The following is a 16883-nucleotide window of genomic DNA, read 5'->3' on the forward strand; positions in this document are numbered from 1 at the left end:
GTCAGCGATGACGGCTTATTTGATTCGCAGGCTGTTGCTGATCATTCCCACCCTGTGGGCGATCATCACCATTAACTTTTTTATCGTGCAGATCGCCCCCGGCGGCCCGGTCGATCAGGCGATTGCCACTATCGAAATGGGCCAGAGCAGCGGCTTTGGTGGCGGCGGTGCCGGTGAAGGTTTGGGACATGCGCATATCGGTGTCGGCAGTGCGACGGATGGCCAATACCGCGGCTCACGCGGGCTGGATCCGGAAGTGATCGCTGAGATCACCAAACGCTATGGCTTCGACAAACCGCTGCACGAACGCTATTTCACCATGCTGTGGAATTACATGCGCCTCGACTTCGGTGACAGCCTGTTTCGTGGTGCATCCGTAATGCAGTTGGTTGGCCATAGCCTGCCGGTGTCGATCACCCTGGGGCTGTGGAGCACGCTGATTATCTATCTGGTGTCGATCCCGCTGGGGATCCGCAAAGCGGTGCATAACGGCAGCGCCTTCGATACCTGGAGCAGCACCCTGATTATCATCGGCTATGCCATCCCGGCCTTCCTGTTCGCTATTCTGATGATCGTGCTGTTCGCCGGTGGCAGCTACCTTGACTGGTTCCCGCTGCGCGGTCTGGTTTCCAGCAATTTCGATACCCTGCCGTGGTATGGCAAGATCACCGATTACCTGTGGCATATCACGCTGCCGGTGTTGGCAACGGTGATTGGCGGCTTCGCTACCCTGACCATGCTGACCAAAAACTCATTCCTTGATGAGATCCGCAAACAATACGTGGTCACCGCGCGCGCCAAAGGGCTGGACGAGAGCAAGATCCTTTACCGCCACGTGTTCCGCAACGCCATGCTGTTGGTGATCGCCGGTTTCCCGGCGACCTTTGTCAGCATGTTTTTCACCGGCTCATTGCTGATCGAAGTGATGTTCTCGCTTAACGGTCTGGGGCTGCTGGGCTATGACGCGACCCTCCAGCGCGATTACCCGGTGATGTTCGGCACGCTGTATATCTTCACCCTGATTGGCCTGCTGTTGAATATCCTCAGCGATATCACCTATACCCTGGTCGATCCTCGCATTGATTTCGAGGCCCGCCAATGAGCCGCTTAAGCCCGATCAATCAGGCACGCTGGGCTCGCTTTCGCAGCAACCGCCGTGGCTATTGGTCGCTGTGGATTTTTCTGGTGCTGTTTATCCTCAGCCTGGGAGCCAATCTGATCGCCAATGACAGGCCGCTGCTGGTGCGCTACGAGGGTCGCTTGTACCTGCCGTTCATTATCGACTACAGCGAAACCACCTTCGGCGGTGAGCTCAATACCGTCACCGACTTCCAGGATCCGTTCGTCAAAAAACAGATCGATAGCCACGGCTGGGCAGTTTGGCCACCGATTCGCTTCAGTTACGACACCATCAACTTCGCCACCGAGGTGCCCTTCCCCTCAGCCCCTTCGCGCAAAAATCTGTTAGGTACCGACGGTAACGGCAGCGACGTACTGGCCCGCGTGCTGTATGGCTTTCGTATTTCGATGCTGTTCGGGCTGGCATTGACGCTGTTTTCCAGCGTGATTGGCGTCTGTGTCGGTGCGATACAAGGTTACTACGGCGGCCGCGTGGATCTGTGGGGCCAGCGCTTGATTGAAGTGTGGTCAGGCATGCCGACGCTGTTTTTGATTATTATGCTGTCGAGCATCGTACAACCCAATTTCTGGTGGCTGCTTGGTATCACCATTTTGTTTGGCTGGATGAGCCTGGTGGGCGTGGTACGCGCCGAGTTTCTGCGCACCCGTAACTATGACTACATCCGCGCCGCGCGCGCCATGGGGGTGCAGGACCGGGTCATTATGTACCGGCATATGCTGCCCAATGCGATGGTGGCGATGCTGACCTTTTTGCCGTTTATTCTGTGCGGCTCCATCACCACCCTGACCTCACTCGACTTCCTGGGCTTTGGCCTGCCGATCGGTTCTCCGTCGCTCGGGGAGCTGTTGCTGCAGGGTAAAAACAACCTGCAGGCGCCGTGGCTCGGCATCACCGCGTTCCTGGTGTTGGCCGTGTTGCTGTCTTTACTCATTTTTATTGGCGAAGCGGTACGCGACGCTTTTGACCCCAGCAAGGCGCATTGATATGGCTAGCACTCCTTTGCTTTCAATTCAGGATCTCGGCGTCGCTTTCCGCCAGGGTGACCAACTGAATCAGGTGGTCAACGGCATTTCGCTACAGATAGAAAAGGCAGAAACGCTGGCACTGGTCGGGGAGTCCGGCTCGGGCAAAAGCGTCACCGCGCTGTCGGTGCTGCGCCTGCTGCCTTCGCCACCGGTGGTCTATACCGGCGGTGATATCCAGTTCAACGGCCATTCGTTGCTGCACGCCCCGGAGGCCGAACTACGCAAGGTGCGCGGCAACCAGATTTCGATGATTTTCCAGGAGCCGATGGTGTCGCTCAATCCATTGCACAGCATTGAGAAACAGCTGGCGGAAGTGTTGGTGCTGCATCGCGGTATGCGGCGCGATGTTGCACGCGGTGAGATAATTCAATGTCTGGATCGGGTTGGTATCCGTAACGCCAAAGGCCGCCTGAAAGACTACCCGCATCAACTTTCCGGCGGCGAGCGCCAGCGGGTGATGATCGCCATGGCGGTGTTAACCCAGCCTAAGCTGCTGATTGCCGATGAGCCCACCACTGCGCTCGATGTGACCATTCAGGCGCAAATTCTGTTGTTGCTGAAAGAGTTGAAGCAAGAAATGGGCATGGGACTGCTGTTTATCACCCATAACCTGAATATTGTGCGCCGTCTGGCGGACAACGTGGCGGTCATGCGCCAGGGTCAATGCGTTGAGCAAAACAACCGAGCCCGCCTGTTTAGCCAGCCACAACACCCCTATACCCAACAATTACTGGCGGCAGAGAACCTGGGTGACCCGCTGCCGCTGCCGGCGGATGCCACCCCGTTACTGAAAGTGGAAAACCTCCAGGTCAGTTTCCCGATCAGGCGTGGTTTACTGCGCCGCACGGTGGACCAACATTATGCGCTGAAAGATTTGAGCTTTGAACTGAAGGCCGGGGAAAGCGTCGGGCTGGTGGGCGAGTCAGGATCGGGTAAGAGCACCACCGGGTTGGCGTTACTGCGTTTGCTTAATGCCAACGGCTCAATGTGGTTTAAAGGCCAGCCGTTGCACCAGTTCAGCATGAAGCAAATGTTGCCGTACCGCAGCCAGATGCAGATTGTGTTCCAGGATCCTTTCTCCGCGCTGAATCCACGGCTGAATGTGCTGCAAATCATCGCCGAAGGGCTGGAAGTGCACCAGAAACTGAGCGCCGCACAACGAGAGCAGCGGGTGATTGAAACATTGCAGGAGGTAGGATTGGATCCCGCCCTGCGCTACCGTTACCCCACCGAGTTTTCCGGCGGCCAACGCCAACGCATCGCCATCGCACGGGCGCTGATTTTACAACCGCAGTTGTTGATCCTCGATGAGCCGACCTCATCGCTGGATAAATCAGTACAGGCGCAAATCCTGACGTTGCTGAAATCGCTGCAACAACGCCACCGGCTGGCCTATCTGTTTATCAGCCACGACCTACAGGTGGTGCGTTCACTGTGCCATCAGGTGATTGTGTTACGACAGGGGGAAGTGGTGGAGCAAGGCGACTGCCAGACGATCTTTAACTCACCGACCGCCGCTTATACGCAGCAGCTGTTACAGCTGGCGGATTAGCGACGGGAGCTAGAAAGGGTATTGAGCACTCATCTGCTCGGCAATGGCGGCACCTACGTTTTTTAACCGGCACATGGTGGCGCTTTCATCGCCGCGATGCACAAACAGGCAAGGTTCCCCTTCCCACTCTACGATGGCGCAGTCGACCTGAATCTCCTGCAAAGACAGCTTAAGCTGCTGCATCACCTGCCAGGCGTCCGCGCCCTCATGGCTGAGCAGTTTCAGCCCCATCAGGTTGTTATCTTCGTCTATTCCGCTGAGCGGAATCGGTTCAACCTTGACGCCGGTAAAACCTGATAGCCAACGATAACTTTGCGGCAAGCGATGAACTACCGAAAGTTGGATACTTTCCACATGAAATCCCTAGTTTGAAAAATGAAACACTTTTTACCTGACAGGGTAACTAAGTTATAGCCGTTGACGCCTGACTCTGCCGCTCATGAATGTTATTTAAATGTAAAATATGTCACAAGCGGTTAACTAGTTCCCTGCGCTTGCCGATGTCCTGCTGTTTTAGTGACTCCCATTGGGGGTCATTTCACGGCATTTTGCGACTCAGCTCGCATTTTTTCGTTATATGTAACCCTTTCCCGCCGCGATCTCAACTCTTTTTTCTTGCAATACGGTTACTTATTGCTCCGCATAATTTTACATTGAGGAAACATTTAAGGTTGTTCAACAGCCAGTGATAACGCGTTAACTCATTGATTATCATTATCACTAAGTTAAATTGCGCAACGTTTCCAGGTCAAACCTATCGGGGAAAGACCGGTTGCAGCCCGGCGCAGGCAGAGCATTTTTTTTAACAAAAAGCACACAGGCAGCACGACAAACCATCGCTTAGCGCGCTTATATTTAGCAACGAATTTTTTATTGCGCCTGAATTTCAGAAGGGAGTGACAGAAGGCTGATTTCACTCAGGCCCAACACCAGATTGAGCCTGAGTCAGAAAGGAGAAACTACGGGGTATCAGGCGACGCTTTATGCCGCGGCCGGCTGGCATACAGATAGAACAGCACCGCAACGATGCTGCACAGCGCCATCGAGGAGACCATCGGCCAGGCACTCTTGCCGGGTGCCATTGCCAGTATCGCCCCCACCAATGCACCGATACTGAAACGCAAGGTACCGGCCAGTGAAGACGCCGTGCCCGCCATATGCGGAAAATCGTCCAGGATCACCGCCATGGCGTTAGATGAAATCATGGCAATACAGCCCAGATACACCGCCACGCCAATCACCAATGCCCAGAACCCCAGGCCAATAGCGCTCACCGCCAGCAACCACAGCCCCATGGCCAACTGAACAAACAGCCCCAAACGGAACATCTTGATCGCGCCCAGCCGCCGGACATTGCGGCTGTTGACCAGCGTCGTCAGGAACAGGAAGACAATATTCAGCGCAAAATAGTAGCCAAAGTGCTGCGGTGAAACATGATTCAGTTCGATATACACGAACGGGCCGGCACTGAGGAACGAGAACATACCGGCAAAGGAGAAGGCGCTGGCCAGCATGTAGCTCAGCACGCGCTTATGGCGGAACAATGAGGCGAAGTTACCCAGCGTGGTACGCAGATGGAATTTTTGCCGCCGCTCTTTGGGCAGCGTCTCTTTAATAAAGAACGCCACCAGCAACGAACCGATCAGCGCCGCGGCCCCCATGGTCCAGAAAATCGCATGCCAACTGAACCACAACAACAGCGCGCCACCGATCATCGGCGCCAGTAACGGCGCAATGGTCATCACCAGGATGACAAACGACATCATGCGCGAGAACTCGTCCTTGGTGAACATATCGCGCATCAGGGCGTTAATCACTACGCTGGCCGCCGCCGCCGACAGCCCATGCAGGAAACGCAGGTTGATCAGTTGATCGATCGACTGCGCCATGGCGCAGGCACCACCGGCAATCGCGAAGATCAGCGTTCCCCACAGGATCACCGGCTTGCGGCCAATACTGTCCGACATTGGCCCGTAGAACAACTGCCCTAGGGCAAAGCCGAGCATATAGGCGCTGAGCGTCATCTGTACGCTGCCCGCCCCGACGCCGAACTGTTTGGCAATCACCGGCATACTGGGCAGGTACATGTCGATAGCCAGCGGCATCAGCATGGACAGCAGGCCCAGAATAAAAATCAAACCGAGGTGAGATGACCGGTTCTGTAACACGTTCGACGACTCCTTCATCAGCCGTAATCTAGTATTGAATTAATCTTGCAGGTGCGGAGCACCGACGCTGGCGATTTCTTCTTCGGTCAGCGGACGGTATTCGCCCTCTGCCAGATCCTCATCCATCACGATGGCGCCGATACGTTCACGATGCAGCTCGAGAACCCGGTTGCCGACCGCTGCAAACATGCGTTTCACCTGGTGATAACGCCCTTCACTGATGGTCAGACGCACCAGCTTGTCTTCAATTTGTTCCAGTTGCGCAGGCCGGGTCAGATCTTTTTCGTTATGCAACTGCACGCCTTCGGCAAATTGCTGTGCGGTATCTTCCGCCAGCGGATGCTCCAGCGTCACCAGATAGGTTTTCTCACAGTGATGTTTCGGTGAGGTGATACGGTGCGACCATTGGCCGTCGTCGGTCATCAACACCAGACCGGTAGTATCGATATCCAGGCGACCGGCAGCGTGCAGCTTGTAGGCCACCGGCTCATCGAGGAAATACAGCACCGTCGGATGATCGGGATCGTCCGTGGAGCAAACGTAACCCTGCGGTTTGTTGAGCATAAAATAGCGCGGGCCATTTTGGCGCTGCAGCGGGTTGCCGTCGAACGCCACCTCCTGCTCCGGAGTCAGTTTCAGTGCCCCGCTCTTCACCACTTCACCGTCCACGGTGACGCGTTTTGCCCGAAGTTCGCGCGCTACCAGCGCACGGCTAACACCTAACTGCTGAGATAAAAACTTGTCCAGTCGCATTGAATCTGCTTTGCCTGTCGTTGTTATGATCGCATTGATCGTATTGCTAAAATATGACACCCGCCGTTGCACCAGGTGCAACAGAGCAGGTTCGAAGAGGGGGATACAGCGATTACTGTCACACAAGTATAGCGATGGAAACGGCCCCCTGACAGAGGTAATTTCCATGCTTCTCGCACCGCGAGTGCTCAGAAGGCATAATAATAGAAATTTTTTAGCCGTCATGGGAGTAAAATGTCACTGTTTTGGTGGGATCAGAGGTTACAAAACCTGTTCCCGACGGCCCTTCTCAACCCACGGCGTTAATTTATGGCCTTTACTCTACGCCCTTACCAACTGGAAGCGGTCGAAGCCACCATCAAACATTTCCGTCAGCACCCGCAACCGGCGCTGATCGTACTGCCGACCGGAGCCGGAAAAAGCCTGGTGATCGCCGAACTGGCGAAACGTGCGCGCGGCCGGGTATTGGTACTGGCCCATGTGAAAGAACTGGTGGCGCAGAACCATGCCAAATACCGCGCCTACGGACTGGAAGCCGATATATTTGCCGCTGGACTGCAGCAGAAAGACAGCGCAGGCAAGGTGGTGTTCGGTAGCGTGCAGTCCGTAGCACGCAATCTGCCGCTGTTTGACGGGGCTTTTTCCCTGTTGATTATCGACGAATGCCACCGCATCAGTGACGATGACGACAGCCAGTACCAACAGATTATTCAGCATCTGCAAAAAACCAATCCACAGCTGCGGCTGCTGGGCCTGACCGCCACGCCCTATCGGCTGGGCAAAGGCTGGATTTATCAGTATCACTATCACGGCTTTACCCGCGGTGATGCCAATAGCCTGTTTCGCGACTGCATTTATGAACTGCCATTGCGCTATATGATCAAAAACGGTTATCTGGTGCCACCGGAACGGCTGGATATGCCGATAGTACAGTATGATTTCAGCCGACTGGAGGCCAGAAGCAACGGCCTGTTCAGTGAAGTGGACCTGAACCGTGAGCTGAAACAGCAAAATCGTATTACACCGCATATCATCAGCCAAATCGTCGAATATGCCGAAACGCGTAAGGGGGTGATGATTTTCGCCTCCACCGTTGAACATGCGCGTGAGATCCATGGCCTGCTGCCTTCCGGTGAAGCCGCGCTGGTCAGCGCCGAAACGCCCGCAGCCGAGCGCGATGCGCTGATTGAGGCATTCAAACAACAGCAATTGCGTTACCTGGTCAACGTGGCGGTGTTGACCACCGGTTTTGATGCGCCGCATGTCGATCTGATCGCCATTCTGCGGCCAACCGAATCCGTCAGCCTGTATCAGCAAATCGTCGGCCGTGGGCTGCGGCTGGCCCCCGGCAAAGAGGATTGTCTGATCCTCGACTACGCCGGTAACCCGCACGACCTGTTTACGCCCGAGGTCGGGGTCAGCAAGCCACACAGCGACAGCCAGCCGGTACAGGTGTTCTGCCCCGGCTGCGGCTTCGCCAATTTGTTCTGGGGCAAGTGCACCGAGAGCGGCGATATCATCGAACACTACGGTCGCCGTTGTCAGGGCTGGCTGGAGGACGATGAAGGCCATCGCGAGCAATGCGACTACCGTTTCCGCTTCAAAATTTGCCCGCACTGCGGCGCGGAAAATGATATTGCCGCCCGTCGCTGCCACCAATGTCAGGAAGTGCTGGTCGACCCTGACGATATGCTGAAGGCCGCACTGAAACTGAAAGACGCTCTGGTACTGCGTTGTGGCGGTATGGAGCTGCAAACTGGCCGCGATGATAAAGGCGAGTGGCTGAAAGCCACCTATTTCGACGAAGACGGCACCAGCACCAGCGAACGTTTTCGACTGCAAACGCCGGCGCAGCGCAAAGCCTTCGAAATGCTGTTCCTGCGCCCGCATCAGCGTGCACCCGGGGTGCCGTTTGCCTGGCAAACCGCCGCCGACGTGTTGGCCCAGCAAACGCTGCTGCGCCATCCGGATTTTGTGGTGGCACGCAAGCGCGGACAATTCTGGCAGGTACGGGAAAAAGTGTTCGATTATCAAGGCCGCTTCCGCCGAGCCAATGAGCTGTATTGATCCTGTCAGCCTGCAAATCGGGTAGGTTTCCATTGCCCTGCGGACGGCTTTCCGTTAAACTGCCGCCCGCTTTGCCTGGGTTCGCCCGGTGCTAAAGCAGGTTATACCCTATGAATTTCAAGCTGTGGCCTGGAAGACGACGGGTAAATCGAACTTGCTACTGGGTCGCCTGTAGCAGGGTAAATTTTCTTTTTAGAGAAAAAACAATGTTCACTATCAATGTAGAAGTACGTAAAGACCAGGGTAAGGGTGCGAGCCGCCGCCTGCGTATTGCCAACAAATTCCCAGCTATCGTTTACGGTGGCGAAGAAGCTCCAGTTTCCATCGAACTGGACCATGATTCTGTTAAGAACATGGAAATCAAACCAGAATTCTACAGCGAAGCAGTAACTCTGGTTATCGACGGTAAAGAAACCAAAGTGAAAGTTCAGGCTGTACAGCGTCACCCGTTCAAGCCGAAACTGGCTCACATCGACTTCCGTCGCGTTTAATCGCAACGAAATCGAACCTTTCGGGACGCCGAAGTAGAAAACGCCGCAATTGCGGCGTTTTTTATTGTCTGCGATCCGGCGAAATTACTTATTACCGCTATTCTGGCGGCGTTGTAGCTGATCGCGCAGGTTCGGTGGCGTGCCTCTGATGGTTAGCGTATCGGTAGCCGCATCCCAGAAAATTCGCTCCCCCAACAGCATGGCATCAAAGTTCATGCTGATACCGCCACCGCTGCCGGCAAACTTGGTCAACTGACGCAGCGTACCGCGATCGGCCGGGAAGCTGTCTTCCAGTTGATAACCCTGCTCGCTGGAGAACTGCAGAAAATCTTTCTCGCCCACCGGTGCAATCTCTTTCGACAATTCCTGCAGCTCAATCTCTTCGCCAGCCTGCAGCTGTTCATTGCAGTAGCTGTAAACCTGCTGACGTACCGACTGACGCTCATTTTTGTCCAGCTGTGCATCGGCACAATAATCGTCAACCGCCTGCAGCAAGCCCCGGTTCTGCGCCTTGGTGTCCAGCCCTTCGGCCGCCGCCAGGAAGTCCATGAAGAAATCGGACACCTTGCGACCCACTCGCCCTTTCAGGAAGGTCAGGTAACGGGTCGACTCCGGATTGGTTTCCCACTCGGTCAGATCGATGCGCGCCACGATATCGGCGTGGTTGATGTCCAGATAATGAGTGGTATTGATATCCAGCTCTTCGTTAACGCGCGAACTGTTGCGGCTGTTCAGAACCGCAATCAGTAAATACTCCACCGCCAGGTAACGGTATTGGCCAAACAGCACCACACCACCTTCGGCAAACGGATACTTGGCCAACTCATCGCGCAGGCGACCGGTCGCCGCACGGCTGAAGGCCAAAAAGTCCTTATCTTCCTTGCGGCAGGTACGCAACGCGTCCGCCAGTTCACTGCCTTCATTGAACAGGCCGTAAGCCTTGCTCTTGGCACTGTAGACACGATGCAGCTCTTCCATCATCTCTTCCACCGCCGCATTGGTTGGCAGCAGAGAATCGCGCAGCACCACGTCCAGCGTTTGTTCGTCGCGTTTGACCAACTGGTGCAGAGCGATCTGGTCGATATCCAGACTCATGGTAAATCCTCCTGTTCTTTAGGCGCGTATTCAAACACTGAAGGCTACCGTGCTGCAACTTTTAAGCAGCGATCACATCACCAGCCATCGATAAATTTCCGGCACCCATACAGGCCATAAATAGCTGGAATATCCCATGGAATTCAGGCAGCGGGCCGGTAGCCAACCCGAGCCAGAGACGGGGGCCGCTCGCACAACCCGCGACGCTAGGGTTTGAAAGACAAAGGGAATAGATAAAAGAGCGGAAAATCACTGTCCTATACGGTAAGATATGGGACTTTGTCAGGCGTTGAGCGCAATTTTTATGCCACAATCATCCCGTTACAGTGACGAACACGTTGAACAGCTGCTCTCTGAGCTGGTTAATGTTCTGGAAAAACACCATACTCCCACCGATCTCTCTCTGATGGTGCTGGGTAACATGGTAACTAATCTGATCAACACCAGTGTTGCTCCCGCGCAGCGGAAAACATTGGCAAGATCGTTTGCAGAAGCTCTGCAAGCTTCTATTCGTGAAGATAAAGCGCATTAATAATTAATTATGGTGACAAACCGTCAGCGTTATCGTGAAAAAGTCTCCCAGATGATTAGCTGGGGGCACTGGTTCGCCTTATTCAATATCCTGCTTGCCCTCGGGCTGGGCAGCCGCTACCTGTTTGTCACCGACTGGCCCTCTTCCTTGTTGGGCCGGGTTTATGCCCTGGTCAGCTTACTGGGGCATTTCAGCTTTATCGTTTTCGCCGGCTATCTGCTGGTGATCTTCCCGCTCACCTTTGTGGTGATGTCGCAGCGGCTGCTGCGATTTATTTCTGCCGCGCTGGCCACTGCGGGACTGACACTGTTGCTGGTAGACAGCGAAGTGTTCACCCACTTCCACCTTCACCTTAATCCGGTGGTGTGGGAACTGGTGGTCAACCCGGATCAAAGTGAGCTGGCGCGCGACTGGCAGCTGATGTTTATCTGCGTGCCGGTTATCTTCCTGGTGGAGATGCTGTTTGGCACCTGGAGCTGGCAAAAGCTGCGCAGTCTGAACCGTCAAAGGTTCGGTAAACCGCTGGCCGCGCTGTTTATCAGCGCCTTTTTCGCCTCGCACCTGATTTATATCTGGGCCGACGCCAATTTCTACCGCCCGATCACCATGCAACGGGCCAACCTGCCGCTGTCATACCCAATGACCGCGCGTAAATTCCTTGAGAAACATGGCCTGCTTGATTCGCAGGAATATGAACGCCGACTGGTGCAGCAAGGGAATCCGGAAGCCGTTGCGGTGGAATATCCGCTGAACGATCTGAGCTACAGCGACAAAGGTAGTGGCTATAACCTGCTGATGATCGTGGTGGACGGCGTACGTGAGCAGGATATGAAACAGGATATGCCTGCCCTGACCCGCTTCGCGCAGGAAAATGTCCGTTTCAGCGATCACTACAGTTCCGGCAATCATGCAGATACCGGCTTGTTTGGCCTGTTCTACGGTATTTCACCGACCTATCTGGACAGCATTCTTGCCGCGCGCAAACCTTCTGCTCTGGTCAGTGCACTCAGCGCCCAAGGCTATCAGTTTGGTTTGTTCTCGTCAGACGGCTTTAACGCCAGCCTTTATCGCCAGGCGCTGTTGACCGACTTCACGCTGCCGGCGCCAATACAGCAAAATGACACGGCGACCACGCAACAATGGCAACGTTGGCTGGCCGACCAAAACAGTAACCGCCCATGGTTCTCTTATATTAATTTCCGTGGCGCTGAATCGGCTGCCAATGGGAAAACGCTGGCCCCGGCCGACTTTATTCAGCGCTACCGCGCAGGTGCGCAGGATGTGGATGCGCAAATTGCTCAGGTGCTTAGCACGCTGAAAGAGCGTGGTGTTCTGGATAAAACCGTGGTGGTGATTACCGCTGAACACGGTGTGGAATTTAATGACTCCGGCAAAGGCTACTGGGGCGCAGGTACCAGTTTTAACCAGCAACAGTTGCAGGTGCCGTTGGTTATCCATTGGCCGGGAACCCCGGCGCAGACCATCAATAAACTGACCGGTCATAACGACGTGATGCGCACGCTGATGCAGCGTTTGCTGCACGTGAAAACCAGCCCTAATGACTATTCACAGGGTGAAGACCTGTTTACCGCCCAGCGCAGAAACAACTGGGTCGCTACCGGTGATAACAGTCTGTTGGTGATCACCACGCCAACGCAAACCCTGGTGCTGGACAGCAGCGGTAACTACCGTGCGTATGACAAGAACGACAAAGAGATCAAAGACGAGAAGCCACAGCTCGCTCTGCTGCTGCAGGTGTTGACCGATGTGAAACGTTTTATCGCCAACTAATTGCTTAAAATACAATCAGTCAGTTGGCGTACTCTTGATTTGAGATTGGGAAAGGGTAGTATAATTTTCTATAGCATCGGCATGTAGCGCAGCTTGGTAGCGCACCGTCATGGGGTGTCGGGGGTCGGAGGTTCAAATCCTCTCATGCCGACCAAAAAATACCCATAAAAACCAACCCATTGAGGTTGGTTTTTTTATACCTGCAGTTTTACCATGGTAAAATAATGGTGAAATGCCCGATTAAAACCTGCCCCGTAGCAACGTCCATCTGAACCTTTTTTTGCAGTTTATCCTCGTAGCCTATAGAGACACCAAGGGTCATGGATTACATAACCTATGTAAGGATAACTTGATTAGCTTAATATGAAATAGTTAGCATCCGCCTTTTAAAAAACATACAATCAATATGCCGTAGTATTAAATATATAGGGATGTGATGAAAATACTAATTATTAGACGTGAAAACATTGGTGACTTAATTCTTACGACACCCCTTATTGCTCTGCTAGGCAGAGACCATAAAATTGATATTTTAGTAAATACGTATAACAGTCAGGTGATAGACGAAAATCCGCATCTCAATAAAATTTATCTTTATACGAAACTACACCATGAAAAATCACTTAAAGCTAAAGTTTTCGCAATATTACTGCGCGTAAAGACTTCTTTTAATATTTGGCGCGAGCGCTACGATGTTGCCATTGTGGCCGGTAACTGGGATAAGCGCCCTTTGCAATGGGCCAGGCTATCTCGTGCAAAACGCATTATTGCAATAGGCGAAGATGCTCCCAATGCTGTCACCGATAAGGTGCCATATACGCATGGACATAGACATATAGTTGAAGAGCTAAGTCAATTAGCCAAACCACTAGGGTATGATGAGGCTCCAGGCAAACTTGAACTCTACTTGAAAAAATCTGAAATTATAAAGGCAGAAGCTAAATTGGGTGAAGGAACTGGAGTACCCATTTATGGCTTACAGATAAGCTCAAGAAAGGAAAAGCAGCGCTGGCCTGCTGAAAAATTTATTGCACTTGCGCATAGTTTATCAGAGAGAGAGCCGTGTAAAATTATATTATTTTGGTCTCCAGGTGCAAGTGATAATCCCACGCATCCTGGCGACGATGACAAAGCTAAATATATAGTAAGGCAATGTAAAGACTTTCCATTACTCCCGTTTGAAACGAAAAGTGTTCGTGATCTTATGGCGGGAATGTCACTTTGTGATCAAATTATAACAAGCGATGGTGGTGCACTACACGTAGCTGCTGGTGTCGAACGCCCAGTTGTTGCCCTATTCGGCAATAGTGATGCCTTCTTCTGGAGTCCGTGGAAGGTGCCGGCGCGCGTACTCGAAGCGCCAAACGAGGACGTCTCTAACCTGACAGTACCTGAAGTGTTAGATGCTTTTATTTCATTAAGAGCTGAAGTACTTACTAGTAAAAACCTACCTGTATAAAAGGTATGATTTATGGCAATGTCGCCAGTCCCTATGTAGTACAGCGCCCCCCAAAAAGGAGTGTCGAACGCTCAACGAAATCGCCCCCTCACCCAGGAGGTGCCAGACTTATCCGAGCCATTCATTCTCAGATCTTAGGGATAAACTGGGGTGCCGTGGAAATCTGACCATAGAAGAACACCCAACGTTTCACGAAGTCCACGAGTTAACAGCGCACCTACTCGACAATCAGGGGATCGATCCACAGAGCCAAATGACACACAGCGACGTGGGGAATGGGAGGTTCAAACCCTATCATACTTAAAATAAACGCCATTAAAACCAACCCGTTGCGGTTGGTTTTTTTATCTCTTAAACTCGGCATTCACCCGTGATCGAGTTTTTCCCCTGAGGGCAAACGTCGGAACTCTGCGGGATCACGCCCAATATGGAGCCCAAAGAGCCCGAACACCCTGACAGGGTCAAAATAACCAAAAGAAATAACACCCTTCGCATCCAAAGCTCCTTATCTTTTTGCTATCCGGTTATATCTCATTCATGGCTAACTGTCTTTCAACAAACTGTCAGTTTTCGTGAAAACCTCTGCTCCTCTTCACATTTAGACTTGCGAAAGGTTTGCAGAGTCAGCTCATACCAACAAACTTAGAAAACCTGCTTTTCGGCAGGTTTTTCTATATCCAACAGGTCAAGTAACAACGGCTTTTGGCGCTTATCGCTCCAGCCATTCGACGGCCAATATTCGTGCCTCATCCAGACTGACATCCCTGCCATCCCTGGTGATCGCCATTTTTAACACATCAATGATATCGGCCTTTTCCGTGGCGCGCTCTTCATTAATTAACACTAGAACCGCATCGCCTATCACCGTACATATGCCGATATACAAGGCTTTTGAATCTTCGAAGCCGCTGCCCATAACTACCTCCGGTTGCAATTTATGCAGATTAACATCTTGCGCCTGACAATGCCCTTTTAAGACCCGGTCGGCGCGGGCGGAAAACGAAAAACCCCAGCAATCATTACGATTACTGGGGTTCGTAGACGGGGTTAAACGTCTGTACAACTTATATGGTGCCGGCTACCGGAGTCGAACTGGTGACCTACTGATTACAAGTCAGTTGCTCTACCTACTGAGCTAAGCCGGCTAAATTTGGCGGAAGGACAGAGATTCGAACTCTGGGAGCTGTTACACTCGACGGTTTTCAAGACCGTTGCCTTAAACCACTCGGCCATCCTTCCAATGGGCGCAGATATTAGCGCTACCGTTATGAAATGTCTATCGTTTCATGATAAAAAATGCAGGAAAAAGTGCGTTTGGTTAAACTTCATGCCACTAGCGGTTAAAAAATGAAAAACCCCGCTAAAGCGGGGCTGGATTGAACAGTAATACGGGGTTATTTAGGTTGTGAGTCGTAGTCTGAACAAGTCTGATAACCTTTGTTCATCACATGACCGGTGTCGCTATAGCTGACAAAATAGGTTTGAACTTTCCCGTCACGTGGCGCCACCGCATAGGTGTCGCAGGTACCCTGCGCATGAACCAGGGTAGCTGTGGTAGACGGTGGTCCGGCAATCGCCCGTACCTGCTGTTTGGTCATTCCCACTTTTACGTCACTGACCACGGGTTCCGCTACGTAACTGGCGGCCCTGTCATAAGCCGTACAACCGGCGAGAAGGGTGAAAGTCGCTGCAGTGCAAATGGCTAAAACCAGCTTATTCGTCATGGTTTGTCCTCTTAGAGTACGTTTATTGTCCTCTAAGTCTAGAAGAGAGAAGGCTTTTCTACAAATTTCACTTTGTCGATAGGTGCGGTTCGCGCCAATATCCTCACCAGTCCACGGTGGACAGGCCAACGTAATTCACATTTTATTTTGTTGCTGTTTTAACTGCGCCTCAAATGTCTGTTGTGACTGTTGTACGTATTGCTGCAACCCCTGACGATCGACAAACGCGTCCAGATCACCCGCTTGCAGTCGTAACATTTTATTTTCCAGATCGAAGCGCGTTCCCTTATTGGCAATAAAAATATCTGCTTGCTGCTGCGCGAGGCTGAGGAAACTGCCGCGGATATCCGCTACCAGGCTGGGATAGTTTTTGTTATTGATCAGGTAATAATCCGGCGTAGCCAGGCTGTCGGCATAAACCAGCCGGTAACTTCGCCCGCCCTGATGCAGAGTGGTCAGCCATGAGGTCGCTCCCGGTAAATGGCCCGGCGTCATCAATGCCGTTAATCTCAGACCTCCCAGGGTAACGCTGTCCCCCTCTCCGACGATAATATCGGCCTTCACCGGTGGGAAGCTCAACGCATCTCCCAGCGCGAAATCCTGTTTGCCCCCCAGTGCCAACTGCTTTGCATTGGCAGCGCTGGCGACCACTTTTGCTCCGCTCCAGGCCTTCATTCGCGCGATACCACCCGCCTGATCGAGACGCGCATGGCTATTAATGATATAGCGCAGATCCTTAATGTTGAAACCCAAAGCCTCAATGTGTGCTCTTATCGTCGGAGCGCTGGCATCCAACGCAGCATCGATCAGAATCAAACCTTCTGGCGTACTCAGCAACACCGACGAAAGGTTGCGGGTACCGACATAATAAACATGTGGAAACATCTGGAAGGGTGCCACCGGCTGCGCCCATTGCTCAAACAATGAATACGGTGGCGCACTGGACAAGGGTTGGGCTGGGTTAAGCTGCGCCTGAGCGCTGAAACACAAGGCAAGAGTCATGGCCGTCAGATAGCCAACATTCTTTTTCATGATCCACTTCTATCGGGGTAAATGGGGCTGAAGTATACTCAGACCAATATTGA

At 52.8% G+C, this 16883-nt stretch carries 15 protein-coding genes and 3 tRNA genes; 9 read left to right on the forward strand and 9 right to left on the reverse strand.

Features of this window, described 5'->3' with window-relative positions:
- Positions 1-7 precede the first annotated feature (7 nt).
- From NHG65_RS17835 to yejF, 3 genes are read left to right on the forward strand one after another with little or no spacing between them, the layout of a single operon-like run.
- Complete coding sequence (locus NHG65_RS17835; RefSeq protein ID WP_099063714.1) at positions 8-1102, forward strand: microcin C ABC transporter permease YejB; 1095 nt, start codon at positions 8-10, stop codon at positions 1100-1102.
- Positions 1099-2124, forward strand: a complete 1026-nt coding sequence (locus NHG65_RS17840; RefSeq protein WP_099063713.1) for an ABC transporter permease — start codon at positions 1099-1101, stop codon at positions 2122-2124. Before NHG65_RS17835 ends, NHG65_RS17840 begins: the two co-directional genes overlap by 4 nt.
- Before the next feature lies 1 nt (position 2125).
- Positions 2126-3718, forward strand: coding sequence for a microcin C ABC transporter ATP-binding protein YejF (yejF, locus tag NHG65_RS17845; protein WP_112348880.1), 1593 nt, complete (start codon positions 2126-2128; stop codon positions 3716-3718).
- 9 nt (positions 3719-3727) lie between these two features.
- Here the strand turns inward: yejF and NHG65_RS17850 are convergent, their stop codons facing one another.
- The 3 genes from NHG65_RS17850 to rsuA form a co-directional block, all read right to left on the reverse strand.
- Positions 3728-4072, reverse strand: a complete 345-nt coding sequence (locus tag NHG65_RS17850) for a YejG family protein (RefSeq protein ID WP_085117672.1) — start codon at positions 4070-4072, stop codon at positions 3728-3730.
- A 605-nt stretch (positions 4073-4677) separates the two neighbouring features.
- On the reverse strand, positions 4678-5886 hold the full coding sequence (locus tag NHG65_RS17855; RefSeq protein WP_099063711.1) for a Bcr/CflA family multidrug efflux MFS transporter: 1209 nt from the start codon (positions 5884-5886) through the stop codon (positions 4678-4680).
- Between the two features lie 39 nt (positions 5887-5925).
- Positions 5926-6639 carry a 16S rRNA pseudouridine(516) synthase RsuA gene (gene rsuA / locus NHG65_RS17860; protein ID WP_099063710.1) on the reverse strand — a complete coding sequence of 238 codons (714 nt, stop codon included), beginning with the start codon at positions 6637-6639 and terminating at the stop codon, positions 5926-5928.
- 309 nt (positions 6640-6948) lie between these two features.
- Between rsuA and radD the strand changes: the two genes are divergently transcribed.
- Positions 6949-8706 carry a DNA repair helicase RadD gene (gene radD, locus NHG65_RS17865; RefSeq protein WP_112348877.1) on the forward strand — a complete coding sequence of 586 codons (1758 nt, stop codon included), beginning with the start codon at positions 6949-6951 and terminating at the stop codon, positions 8704-8706.
- A gap of 206 nt (positions 8707-8912) precedes the next feature.
- Positions 8913-9197, forward strand: coding sequence for a 50S ribosomal protein L25 (gene rplY, locus NHG65_RS17870; RefSeq protein ID WP_085117681.1), 285 nt, complete (start codon positions 8913-8915; stop codon positions 9195-9197).
- An 84-nt stretch (positions 9198-9281) separates the two neighbouring features.
- On the opposite strand, the gene yejK is transcribed toward rplY, so the two are convergent.
- Positions 9282-10292: a nucleoid-associated protein YejK gene (gene yejK, locus NHG65_RS17875; protein WP_012145971.1), complete on the reverse strand. Its 1011-nt coding sequence runs from the start codon at positions 10290-10292 to the stop codon at positions 9282-9284.
- Between the two features lie 304 nt (positions 10293-10596).
- Between yejK and NHG65_RS17880 the strand changes: the two genes are divergently transcribed.
- From NHG65_RS17880 to NHG65_RS17895, 4 genes are all read left to right on the forward strand, one after another.
- A complete protein-coding gene (locus NHG65_RS17880) occupies positions 10597-10824 on the forward strand; it encodes a YejL family protein (protein WP_006317912.1) in 228 nt (75 codons plus the stop codon).
- Positions 10825-10833: 9 nt separating this feature from the next.
- The gene (yejM, locus tag NHG65_RS17885; RefSeq protein ID WP_099063707.1) at positions 10834-12615 is read left to right on the forward strand and encodes an LPS biosynthesis-modulating metalloenzyme YejM; all 1782 of its coding nucleotides are present in this window, start codon (positions 10834-10836) and stop codon (positions 12613-12615) included.
- 77 nt (positions 12616-12692) lie between these two features.
- Positions 12693-12769 (forward strand) — tRNA-Pro (locus NHG65_RS17890).
- 282 nt (positions 12770-13051) lie between these two features.
- Positions 13052-14074, forward strand: coding sequence for a glycosyltransferase family 9 protein (locus NHG65_RS17895; RefSeq protein ID WP_099063706.1), 1023 nt, complete (start codon positions 13052-13054; stop codon positions 14072-14074).
- Positions 14075-14783: 709 nt separating this feature from the next.
- Here the strand turns inward: NHG65_RS17895 and NHG65_RS17900 are convergent.
- The 5 genes from NHG65_RS17900 to blaSPR form a co-directional block, all read right to left on the reverse strand.
- Positions 14784-14990 (reverse strand): DUF2767 family protein, encoded by a 207-nt coding sequence (locus NHG65_RS17900; RefSeq protein WP_112348874.1) that lies wholly within the window; start codon positions 14988-14990, stop codon positions 14784-14786.
- A gap of 153 nt (positions 14991-15143) precedes the next feature.
- Positions 15144-15219, reverse strand: a tRNA-Thr gene (locus NHG65_RS17905).
- 6 nt (positions 15220-15225) lie between these two features.
- A tRNA-Ser gene (locus NHG65_RS17910) sits at positions 15226-15313 on the reverse strand.
- Positions 15314-15468: 155 nt separating this feature from the next.
- Complete coding sequence (osmE, locus tag NHG65_RS17915; RefSeq protein ID WP_085117690.1) at positions 15469-15798, reverse strand: osmotically-inducible lipoprotein OsmE; 330 nt, start codon at positions 15796-15798, stop codon at positions 15469-15471.
- Positions 15799-15933: 135 nt separating this feature from the next.
- Positions 15934-16830 (reverse strand): SPR family subclass B3 metallo-beta-lactamase, encoded by an 897-nt coding sequence (blaSPR, locus tag NHG65_RS17920; protein WP_099061566.1) that lies wholly within the window; start codon positions 16828-16830, stop codon positions 15934-15936.
- Positions 16831-16883: the final 53 nt, after the last annotated feature.

The sequence above is a fragment of the Serratia myotis genome (assembly GCF_027474885.1).
Taxonomy (GTDB): domain Bacteria; phylum Pseudomonadota; class Gammaproteobacteria; order Enterobacterales; family Enterobacteriaceae; genus Serratia; species Serratia proteamaculans.

Excerpts from the sequence above, each read along its gene's own strand:
- NHG65_RS17835 (WP_099063714.1), top strand. The coding sequence starts at position 8 with ATGACGGCTTATTTGATTCGCAGGCTGTTGCTGATCATTCCCACCCTG.
- NHG65_RS17840 (WP_099063713.1), top strand. The coding sequence starts at position 1,099 with ATGAGCCGCTTAAGCCCGATCAATCAGGCACGCTGGGCTCGCTTTCGC.
- yejF (WP_112348880.1), top strand. The coding sequence starts at position 2,126 with ATGGCTAGCACTCCTTTGCTTTCAATTCAGGATCTCGGCGTCGCTTTC.
- rsuA (WP_099063710.1), bottom strand. The coding sequence starts at position 6,639 with ATGCGACTGGACAAGTTTTTATCTCAGCAGTTAGGTGTTAGCCGTGCG.
- radD (WP_112348877.1), top strand. The coding sequence starts at position 6,949 with ATGGCCTTTACTCTACGCCCTTACCAACTGGAAGCGGTCGAAGCCACC.
- rplY (WP_085117681.1), top strand. The coding sequence starts at position 8,913 with ATGTTCACTATCAATGTAGAAGTACGTAAAGACCAGGGTAAGGGTGCG.
- yejK (WP_012145971.1), bottom strand. The coding sequence starts at position 10,292 with ATGAGTCTGGATATCGACCAGATCGCTCTGCACCAGTTGGTCAAACGC.
- NHG65_RS17880 (WP_006317912.1), top strand. The coding sequence starts at position 10,597 with ATGCCACAATCATCCCGTTACAGTGACGAACACGTTGAACAGCTGCTC.
- yejM (WP_099063707.1), top strand. The coding sequence starts at position 10,834 with ATGGTGACAAACCGTCAGCGTTATCGTGAAAAAGTCTCCCAGATGATT.
- NHG65_RS17895 (WP_099063706.1), top strand. The coding sequence starts at position 13,052 with ATGAAAATACTAATTATTAGACGTGAAAACATTGGTGACTTAATTCTT.
- NHG65_RS17900 (WP_112348874.1), bottom strand. The coding sequence starts at position 14,990 with ATGGGCAGCGGCTTCGAAGATTCAAAAGCCTTGTATATCGGCATATGT.
- osmE (WP_085117690.1), bottom strand. The coding sequence starts at position 15,798 with ATGACGAATAAGCTGGTTTTAGCCATTTGCACTGCAGCGACTTTCACC.
- blaSPR (WP_099061566.1), bottom strand. The coding sequence starts at position 16,830 with ATGAAAAAGAATGTTGGCTATCTGACGGCCATGACTCTTGCCTTGTGT.